Annotated in this window: 7 protein-coding genes; all 7 read left to right on the forward strand. The window is 46.6% G+C overall.

The window, feature by feature from the left end:
• Positions 1-232: KOW motif-containing protein (locus tag MDMS009_RS05350; protein WP_193345548.1), on the forward strand; the 232-nt coding region annotated here is incomplete at its 5' end.
• A gap of 78 nt (positions 233-310) precedes the next feature.
• Positions 311-745 (forward strand): 50S ribosomal protein L11, encoded by a 435-nt coding sequence (gene rplK, locus MDMS009_RS05355; RefSeq protein ID WP_008290714.1) that lies wholly within the window; start codon positions 311-313, stop codon positions 743-745.
• Positions 745-1437, forward strand: coding sequence for a 50S ribosomal protein L1 (gene rplA / locus MDMS009_RS05360; RefSeq protein ID WP_008290708.1), 693 nt, complete (start codon positions 745-747; stop codon positions 1435-1437). The genes rplK and rplA overlap by 1 nt, the downstream gene beginning before the upstream one ends.
• A 218-nt stretch (positions 1438-1655) precedes the next feature.
• Positions 1656-2183, forward strand: coding sequence for a 50S ribosomal protein L10 (gene rplJ, locus MDMS009_RS05365; RefSeq protein WP_008290691.1), 528 nt, complete (start codon positions 1656-1658; stop codon positions 2181-2183).
• Between the two features lie 57 nt (positions 2184-2240).
• A complete protein-coding gene (gene rplL / locus MDMS009_RS05370) occupies positions 2241-2618 on the forward strand; it encodes a 50S ribosomal protein L7/L12 (protein WP_008290711.1) in 378 nt (125 codons plus the stop codon).
• Positions 2619-2789: 171 nt separating this feature from the next.
• Positions 2790-6866 carry a DNA-directed RNA polymerase subunit beta gene (gene rpoB / locus MDMS009_RS05375; RefSeq protein ID WP_008290687.1) on the forward strand — a complete coding sequence of 1359 codons (4077 nt, stop codon included), beginning with the start codon at positions 2790-2792 and terminating at the stop codon, positions 6864-6866.
• Positions 6867-6928: 62 nt separating this feature from the next.
• A partial coding sequence (gene rpoC / locus MDMS009_RS05380; protein WP_008290713.1) for a DNA-directed RNA polymerase subunit beta' occupies positions 6929-11099 on the forward strand: 4171 nt, incomplete at its 3' end.

Genomic DNA, 11099 nt, shown 5'->3' on the forward strand with positions numbered 1-11099 from the left:
GGCCGAAGCGAATCAAATCCTGCAACGTGTTCAGGATGGTTCAGATAGCCCTCGTCCGAAAGTGTTGTTTGAACCAGGTGAAGTGGTTCGTGTCACTGATGGACCGTTTAACGATTTCACTGGCGTCGTTGAAGAAGTCAATTATGAAAAGAGCAAGCTGCGCGTCGAAGTGGTCATCTTTGGCCGTTCCACACCGGTCGAGCTTGAGTTCAGTCAAGTCGCTAAAGGCTAAGACTGATTAAAGAATGTCCAGTTTCGGCTGGTTTATCGTTGGGGAGCCGCAAGGCGTTTGAACCCGTAAGGAGTTAACATGGCAAAGAAAATTGAAGCTTATATCAAGCTACAAGTGCCAGCAGGTGGTGCTAACCCAAGTCCACCAGTTGGTCCAGCTTTAGGTCAGCACGGTCTGAACATCATGGAGTTTTGTAAAGCGTTTAACGCACAAACTCAAAACATGGAAAGTGGTCTGCCGATCCCTGTTGTTATCACAGTTTATAACGACAAAAGCTTTACCTTCGTAACCAAAACACCACCTGCATCGGTACTGCTGAAAAAAGCAGCTGGCTTGAAAAGTGGTAGTGGCCGTCCAAATACTGAAAAAGTCGGTAAAGTTACACGTGCGCAGTTGGAAGAAATTGCCAACACTAAAATGCCTGACTTGTCAGCAGCTGATTTAGATGCAGCTGTTAGAACAATCGCAGGTACTGCACGTAGCATGGGTCTGGACACGGAGGGTGTTGAGTAATGGCTGCTTTAGGTAAAAGAACTCGCGCTATCCGCGAAAAATTGCAAGATGGCAAACTCTTCTCTGTAGAAGAAGCGTTGACATTTGTCAAAGAAAACGCATCAGCAAAATTTGTAGAGTCAATTGATGTAGCGATCAACCTTGGTGTTGATCCACGTAAATCTGACCAAGTTGTTCGTAGTTCAACTGTACTGCCTAACGGTACTGGTAAAACAGTTCGCGTGGCGGTTTTTGCTCAAGGCGCTAATGCCGATGCAGCAAAAGAAGCAGGTGCTGACATCATTGGTTTTGAAGATCTGGCGGAAGACATCAAGAAAGGTAACATGGATTTTGATGTTGTTATTGCTACACCAGATGCAATGCGTATCGTTGGTCAGCTAGGTCAAGTACTGGGTCCTCGTGGCCTGATGCCTAACCCAAAAGTTGGTACGGTTACACCAAACGTTGCAGAAGCAGTAACTAATGCTAAAGCAGGTCAGGTTCGCTACCGCACAGATAAGGCAGGTATTATTCATTGCCCTATCGGTAATGCTGGTTTCGAAGTGGCCGCGTTGGCTCAAAACTTAACCGCGTTGTTGGATGACCTGAACAAGCTGAAACCTAGTTCAGCAAAAGGTACATACATCAAACGCATCAGTGTTTCTAGCACCATGGGTGCCGGTATCACTGTCGATAAATCGTTCCTCGGATAAGATTTATCACAACGAATTGGACCGCTCAGCCCTCGGGCTGAGTCGTCTAAGACCGCAGGCAAGCAATTTTAATTGACCCACGTTTGATATTGGGACGGCCTGCGCAGACGGGTTCAGCTACAGAATTTCTGAGTTGGATACCGTAAAGGTGGAAGTGGCAACACTTCTTGGTAGCAACTATTCACTCATCAAGATGGGTGAACCTAAGGAGGTCTTAGGTGGCTTTAAATCTAGAAGGTAAAAAGGCCGTCGTTGCTGAGGTCTCTGAAGTAGCATCTAACGCGTTCTCTGCTGTTGCAGCAGAATACCGTGGTTTGACTGTTTCAGATATGACTGAGCTGCGTGTTGCAGCGCGTAAAGAGAACGTTTATTTACGTGTTGTTCGTAATACTTTAGCTCGTCGTGCCGTAGAGGGTACTGATTTCGCCTGCATGCAGGAAGGAATGACTGGCCCGCTGGTATTTGGTTTTTCTATGGAAGATCCAGGTGCAGTTGCACGAGTCATGGGTGACTTCGCGAAAACAAACAAAAATCTTGACGTTAAAATGGTTTCATTAGGTGGCAAATTATTGCCAGCAAGCGAAATCGAAAAACTGGCGAAAATGCCTACCAAAGATCAAGCTATTAGCATGTTCATGGGTACCATTAAAGCGCCTATCGAGAAATTTGTTCGTACTTTGCAAGCGCCTACCAGCAAGATGGTACGTACGTTCGCGGCTGTTCGCGACGCAAAAGAAGCTGCTTAATCCTTATTGGGTTGAGCACGTTAATAAATTCTGTAAGCTAGAAATAGGAAAATTATCATGGCTGTATCTAAAGACGATATCTTGGAAGCGATTTCCAACATGACCGTTGTTGAGGTCGTAGATCTGATCGAAGCAATGGAAGAAAAATTTGGTGTAACTGCTGCTGCTCCCGTAGCCGCTGCTGCTGCTCCAGCTGAAGGTGGCGCTGCTGCTGCCGCTGAACAAACTGAGTTTGACGTTGTTATGACAAGCTTCGGTGATAACAAAGTATCAGTTATCAAAGTTGTTCGTGGTCTGACAGGTCTGGGCTTGAAAGAAGCCAAAGAAATGGTTGAAGGCGTACCTGCTACAGTGAAAGAAGGCGTAGAAAAAGCTGAAGCAGAAGACGTTGTTAAACAACTGACTGAAGCTGGTGCAGCTGCTGAACTTAAGTAAGCATCCCAGCTATCGTGGTGGTCTGAAGGCTACTACGAAATGAAAATGGCTGGTGACTTTGGTCACCGGCCTTTTTCCGTTGCAGGCCGGTCTGTTTTACCGGCCACTAACACAATTATCCTTCCTGCTTTTCACGACGGTGAAAACAGGACGTTCTTCGAGGTGTAATACATGGCCTATACGTTTACCGAGAAAAAACGGATTCGTAAAGATTTTGGCAAGCGTCCAAGTGTCTTGAATGTTCCAAACCTTCTAGCAACGCAGGTTAACTCCTATCAGGATTTCCTGCAACTTGGTGTTGCCGCTGACGAACGCGGTGCAAAAGGGCTACATGCCGCTTTTGAATCTGTGTTCCCCATCAAGAGCCATACTGGCATGGCAGAGCTGCAGTATGTCAGCTATCGATTGGGTACCCCTTCATTCGATGTTAAAGAATGCCAACTCCGTGGCGTAACCTATGCCGCACCTTTAAGAGTTAAAATGCGTCTGGTCATTTATGACAAAGATGCGCCTGCAAAACAAAAAGTCGTTAAAGACATAAAAGAGCAGGAAGTTTACATGGGTGAAATCCCGCTAATGACGGAGAAAGGTAACTTCGTTATTAACGGTACTGAACGTGTCATCGTGTCGCAACTACACCGTTCACCTGGTGTGTTCTTCGACAGTGACCGTGGTAAAACTCACTCTTCAGGCAAGATCCTGTATAACGCTCGTGTTATTCCTTACCGTGGTTCTTGGCTGGATTTCGAATTTGATCCTAAAGACTCGGTGTTTGTTCGTATTGATCGTCGTCGTAAATTACCGGCCACGATACTGCTACGCGCACTGGGTTACAGCAACCAAGAAATGCTGGAAATCTTCTTCAGCAACGATAGCTTTGTTAAGAAAGGCGATAATTTTGAAATGGCTTTGGAACCACAACGTTTACGTGGTCAATCCGTGCCGTTCGATATTGTAGATCCTGATGGCGAAGTGATCGTTGAAGCTGAACGCCAAATCACAGGCCGCCATATTCGACGTATGGAAAAAGCCGGCATGAACTCGTTGACTGTTCCTACCAATTTCTTGGTGGGTAAAGTACTGGCGAAAGATATGATCGATCCGGAGACAGGCGAATTATTGGCTGCGGCGAATGATGAAATAACCGACGATCTGTTGGAAGCGTTTGCTCGTTTCGATATTAATGAAATTGATACCATCTATTCTAACGACTTGGATGATGGTCCGTTCATGTCAGATACCTTGCGTCTTGATGAAACGCGTAGTGCATTAGAAGCGAAGATTGAAATCTATCGCATGATGCGTCCAGGTGAACCACCGACAGAAGATGCGGCAGAGAACCTGTTCACCAGCCTGTTCTTCACTATGGATCGTTATGATCTGTCTAGCGTCGGTCGTATGAAATTCAACCGTCGTCTGGGTCGTGAAGAACTGGAAGGCGAAGGCACTTTAGCTAAAGAAGACATTCTTGCTGTATTGAGAGAACTCATCGCCATCCGCAATGGTAATGGTATCGTTGATGATATCGATCACTTAGGTAACCGTCGTGTTCGTAGCGTTGGTGAAATGGCTGAAAACCAATTCCGTGTTGGTCTGGTTCGTGTAGAACGTGCAGTTCGTGAGCGTCTGAGTATTGCTGAATCAGAAGGCTTAATGCCGCAACAGCTGATTAACGCGAAACCTGTGGCAGCGGCAATCAAAGAATTCTTTGGTTCAAGCCAGTTGTCTCAGTTTATGGACCAAAACAACCCATTGTCAGAAGTGACACATAAACGTCGTGTTTCTGCTTTAGGCCCAGGTGGTTTGACTCGTGAACGCGCAGGCTTCGAAGTCCGTGACGTACATCCGACTCACTATGGTCGTGTTTGCCCAATCGAAACACCTGAAGGTCCAAACATCGGTTTGATCAACTCATTGGCAACGTATGCACGTACCAATGAATATGGTTTTATCGAAACACCTTACCGTAAAGTTATTGATGGTAAAGCGACAACAGATATCGTTTATTTGTCAGCGATCGATGAAGGCGAGTACAAAATCGCACAGGCAACGATTGAACTGAATGACGATAACTCTATCGCTGAAAATATGGTTCACTGTCGTTACCGGAATGAGTCATCGCTGATGCCATCGGAACAAGTACAACTGATGGACGTATCACCACGTCAGGTTGTATCGGTTGCGGCATCATTGATTCCATTCCTGGAACATGATGATGCTAACCGTGCCTTGATGGGCTCGAACATGCAGCGTCAAGCGGTGCCAACATTACGTGCTGATAAACCGTTAGTAGGTACAGGTATCGAGCGTGTTGTTGCCAAAGATTCTGGCGTTATGGTCACAGCAAAACGTGGTGGTACCGTTGATTCTGTTGATGCAAGTCGTATCGTTATTCGTGTCAACGATGATGAAGCGGAAGCGGGCGAGTCAGGTGTTGATATCTATAACCTGATTAAATACGCACGTTCGAACCAAAGCACCTGCATCAATCAACGTCCAATCGTGAAGCCGGGTGATGTGATCGCATCTGGCGATGTCCTGGCAGATGGCCCGTCTACCGATAAAGGTGAACTGGCTTTGGGTCAGAACATTCTGGTCGCATTCATGCCGTGGAATGGGTATAACTTCGAGGATTCAATCCTTGTTTCTGAGCGTGTTGTGGAAGAAGATCGCTTCACCACTATTCATATTCAGGAACTGAACTGTCTGGCGCGTGATACCAAACTAGGCACAGAGGAAGTTACTAGCGATATTCCGAACGTTAGTGAAAGTGCACTGTCTAAATTAGATGAGTCAGGTATTGTTTACGTAGGCGCTGAAGTTAAGCCTGGTGACATTCTGGTTGGTAAAGTGACACCCAAAGGTGAAACACAACTGACACCAGAAGAAAAACTGCTGAGAGCGATTTTTGGTGAAAAAGCGGCAGATGTGAAAGATTCATCGCTGCGCGTGCCATCAGGTACATACGGTACGGTTATAGACGTTCAAGTCTTTACCCGTGACGGTGTCGAAAAAGATGAGCGTACCCAAGAAATCGAGAAAGCGGAACTTGAAAAAGTTTGGGCAGACCTGAAAGATCAAAACCGTATTATGACCGAAGACGTGTTTGAACGTCTGGAGCGTAATCTGGTGGGTAAAGTGGCTGAAGCCGGCCCTGATCTGAAAAAAGGTACCAAGCTGACTAAAGCGTATCTGCAAGGTTTAGAACATGCGAAATGGTTTGATATTCGCATGGAGTCTGAAGATCTGAATACGCTGCTTGAGCAAGCGAATACACATCTCAAACAATACCGCCAGGAAATGGAGGAAGCGTTTGGAATCAAGAAAGAAAAACTGACATCAGGTCATGATCTGGCACCAGGCGTTCAGCGTATGGTCAAAGTCTTCCTGGCAGTGAAACGTCGTATTCAGCCAGGTGACAAAATGGCGGGTCGTCACGGTAACAAAGGTGTTATCTCAAACATCGTTCCTGTAGAAGACATGCCTTACACTGCTGATGGTCGTCCGGTTGATATCGTACTGAACCCATTGGGTGTACCGTCACGTATGAATATCGGTCAGATTCTGGAAGTGCATCTTGGTTGGGCTGCTAAAGGTCTGGGTTACAAGATTGAGGAAATGTTGCAACAGCAGAAGGGTATGGCTGAGCTACGTGAATTCCTTGGTAAGGTCTACAACACCAGTGGTACCAAAGAAGATCTGGATTCATTGACTGACGATGAAATCATTGAACTGGCGAAAAACCTGCAAGGCGGTGTGCCAATGGCAACACCTGTCTTCGACGGTGCTCAGGAAAATGAGATCAAAGACATGTTGGAACTGGCTGGTCTGCCACGTAGTGGACAAGCGCAAATGATTGATGGTCGTACTGGTGAATTCTTCCACCGTCCGGTCACGATTGGCTACATGCACATGTTGAAACTGAATCACTTGGTTGATGACAAGATGCATGCGCGTTCTACTGGTCCATATAGTCTGGTAACACAGCAGCCGTTGGGTGGTAAAGCTCAGTTCGGTGGTCAGCGCTTCGGTGAGATGGAGGTTTGGGCTCTACAAGCTTATGGCGCCGCTTACACCTTGCAGGAAATGCTGACAGTGAAGTCGGATGATGTGAACGGTCGTACTAAGATCTACAAAAACATCGTTGATGGTGATTATCGTATGGATGCAGGCATGCCTGAGTCCTTCAAAGTATTGACCCGAGAGATTCGTTCTCTAGGTATTGATGTCGATTTGGTCGACGAGTAAGCAATACCGGGTAAAGACTGATAATCGAGATATTAGCCGTTTAACGGCAGCGGAGAATAAAGATGAAAGACTTGCTTAACTTGTTAAAGCAACAAACTCAGCCAGAAGAATTTGATGCCATTCGCATCGGTCTGGCCTCACCAAAAATGGTGCGCTCATGGTCATTTGGTGAAGTCAAAAAACCAGAAACCATCAACTACCGTACTTTCAAACCGGAACGTGAAGGTTTGTTCTGTTGCAAAATCTTTGGCCCAGTCAAAGATTACGAATGTTTGTGTGGTAAATACAAACGTTTGAAGCACCGTGGTGTTATTTGTGAAAAATGTGGCGTTGAAGTCACTGTGGCCAAAGTACGTCGTGAACGTATGGGTCACATTGAACTGGCAAGCCCTGTTGCACACATCTGGTTCCTGAAATCATTGCCATCACGTATTTCATTGTTTTTAGACATGACACTGCGTGATATCGAACGCGTGTTGTACTTTGAAGCATTCATCGTTGTTGATCCTGGTATGACGCCTTTAGAAAAAGGTCAGTTGTTATCGGATGAAACGTTCTTGCAAGCAGTGGAAGAATACGGCGATGAGTTTGATGCACGTATGGGTGCGGAAGCCGTTCAACAACTGCTGAAAAACATCAATCTCAAAAAAGAAATTGAAGTTATTCGCGAAGAAATTGATGGCACGAACTCAGAAACGAAAATCAAGAAACTGAGCAAACGTCTGAAACTGATGGAAGCCTTCCATGATTCAGGTAACAAACCTGAATGGATGGTGATGGAAGTACTGCCTGTACTGCCACCAGATTTGCGTCCATTGGTACCACTGGATGGTGGTCGCTTTGCAACCTCTGATCTGAATGATTTGTACCGTCGTGTTATTAACCGTAATAACCGTCTGAAACGTCTATTAGATCTGAATGCACCGGATATCATCGTACGTAACGAAAAACGTATGCTGCAGGAATCGGTTGATGCCTTATTAGATAATGGTCGTCGTGGTCGTGCCATCACGGGTACTAACCGTATGCCATTGAAATCTTTGGCAGATATGATCAAAGGTAAACAAGGTCGTTTCCGTCAAAACTTGCTGGGTAAACGTGTCGACTATTCAGGTCGTTCGGTTATCGTGGTCGGTCCTTACCTGAAATTGCATCAATGTGGTCTGCCTAAAAAGATGGCATTGGAACTGTTCAAGCCATTCATTTACGGTAAATTGGAACGTCAAGGTTTGGCGACAACGATAAAAGCCGCTAAGAAAATGGTGGAACGTGAAGGACCTGAAGTCTGGGATATCCTGGAAGAAGTCATTCGCGAACATCCCGTCATGCTTAACCGTGCGCCAACACTTCACCGTTTGGGTATTCAGGCTTTTGAACCATTATTGATCGAAGGTAAAGCGATTCAGCTTCACCCATTGGTCTGTAGTGCCTTCAACGCCGACTTTGACGGTGACCAAATGGCGGTACACGTACCATTGTCATTGGAAGCACAGTTGGAAGCTCGCTCGTTAATGATGGCGACCAATAACATCCTGTCACCAGCAAACGGTGAACCCGTTATTATTCCTTCACAAGACGTTGTCTTGGGTCTGTATTACATGACCCGTGACCGTGTGAATGAAAAAGGTGAAGGCAGCCACTTTGCTGATCTTTCAGAATTACGCCGTGCTTATGATAATGCCGCGGTATCGTTGCATGCCAAAGTGACTGTGCGTCTGGAAGAAACTGATATTACATTGCCAGAACTCGAGCAAACCCGTCGTATCCGTGTTGAAACAACGGTGGGACGAGCTATTTTGTTCAGCATCGTGCCAAAAGGTCTCCCATTCTCAGTGGTTGACCGTGCAATGACCAAAAAAGCTATCGGTGATGTAATCAACACCAGTTACCGACGCTTGGGTCTGAAAGATACCGTTATTTTTGCTGACCAATTGATGTACTTGGGCTTCACGCAAGCAACACAATCGGGTTCTTCTGTTGGTGCGGATGACATGGTTATCCCGGCAGAGAAAGCCGAAATCTTGGCTAAAGCAGAAGCGGAAGTTGAAGAAATCGCTTCTCAATACGCGTCTGGTCTGGTTACTGATGGTGAGCGTTATAACAAAATCATCGATATCTGGTCTCGTACCAACGACCAAGTAGCAAAAGCGATGATGGATGGTATCGGTAAAGATACCGTTGTCGATGCAGATGGCAATGAAGTTGAGCAAGTCTCAATGAACTCTATCTACATGATGGCCGATTCAGGTGCTCGTGGTTCTGCTGCGCAGATTCGTCAGTTGGCTGGTATGCGTGGTCTGATGGCGAAACCAGATGGCTCTATCATCGAAACGCCGATCACGGCGAACTTCCGTGAAGGTCTTGACGTACTTCAGTACTTCATCTCGACCCATGGTGCGCGTAAAGGTTTGGCCGATACCGCGTTGAAGACAGCGAACTCAGGTTACTTGACTCGTCGTTTGGTTGACGTTTCACAAGACTTGGTCGTGGTTGAAGAAGATTGTGGTACCTCACTGGGAATTAACATGTCGCCAATCATCGAAGGTGGTGACGTGGTTGAACCATTGGGTGAGCGTGTATTGGGTCGTGTGGTTGCACAAGATCTGATGTCGACGGAAGGTGATCGCGTCATTCTGGCCGCTGGCGAATTGATTGACGAAGGCGCTGTTAACAAACTAGAACGTGAAGGTATCGACGAAGTATTGGTACGTAGTGCGATTACCTGTGAATCTCGTTACGGTGTTTGTTCAGCCTGTTACGGTCGTGACTTGGGTCGAGGTCACCGAATCAACGTCGGTGAAGCGGTGGGTGTCATTGCGGCACAATCTATCGGTGAACCAGGTACTCAGCTGACAATGCGTACCTTCCACATTGGTGGTGCTGCTTCACGTACAGCTGCGGATAACTCTGTTGCCTTGAAATACAAAGGCCACGTTCGTTATCACAACATTAAAAACGTTCAAAACTCTGCCGGTAAATTTATCGCAGTATCACGTTCGGGTGAGTTGCACCTGATTGATGAAAACGGTCGTGAGCGTGAGCGTTATAAGATTCCTTACGGTGCGGAAATTGCCGTTGCTGACAATGAAGCCGTAGATTCAGGCCAAGTTGTGGCTAACTGGGATCCACATACGCATCCGGTTGTAACCGAAGTAGCGGGTATGGTTCAGCTTAGTGACTTGGTAGAAGGTGTGACTGTTGATAAAACAGTCGACGAAGTCACCGGTCTGACCAGCTTGATCGTACGTGAGCCTAAGCAGCGTGGTAGTGCAGCTAAGGACATGCGTCCGATGGTTAAACTGATCGATGATAAAGGTGAAGACGTCTTCATTCCGGGCACTGATATCCCTGCGATGTACTTCTTGCCAGGTGGCGCGATTGTTCGTGCTACGGATGGTCAAGAAGTAGAAATCGGTGACATCTTGGCGCGTATTCCGCAAGAAAGCAGTAAGACGCGTGATATCACCGGTGGTCTACCTCGTGTTGCTGACTTGTTCGAAGCGCGTAAACCAAAAGATCCTGCGTTGATGGCAGAGATCAGCGGTACCATCAGCTTTGGTAAAGAAACCAAAGGTAAGCAGCGTCTGATCATTACCCCGAAAGAGGGCGAACCATACGAAGAACTGATTCCAAAATGGCGTCATGTTTCTGTGTTTGAAGGTGAGCATATCGAGAAGGGTGAGATGCTGGTAGATGGGCCTGAAGATCCGCATGATATTTTGCGTCTCAAAGGTGTTCTGGCATTGGCTAACTATATGGTTAGTGAAGTGCAGGAAGTTTACCGCCTGCAAGGTGTAAAAATTAACGATAAGCACATCGAAGTCATCGTACGACAAATGTTGCGTAAAGTTGAGATTGATGCGGCTGGTGACAGTAAGTTCCTCAAAGGTGAGCAGGTCGAATATGATCGTGCCTTGGATGCGAACGATATTCTGCGTAAGCAGGAAAAACTGGAATCAACCTTTACACCGTTACTGCTGGGTATTACAAAAGCGTCTCTGGCAACAGACTCGTTTATCTCTGCGGCGTCGTTCCAAGAAACAACACGTGTTCTGACCGATGCGGCTGTGACAGGTAAGAGTGATAATCTGCGCGGTCTGAAAGAGAACGTCATCGTGGGTCGATTGATCCCAGCTGGTACCGGCTTGGCGTATCACAAAGAACGTCAGCGCAGACGTATGTCAGCAGATGGTAACCTTGATGTTGATGTGACAGCAGACGTAGCAGAATCGA

Source organism: Methylophaga thiooxydans DMS010, assembly GCF_000156355.1.
Classification (GTDB): Bacteria; Pseudomonadota; Gammaproteobacteria; order Nitrosococcales; family Methylophagaceae; genus Methylophaga; species Methylophaga thiooxydans.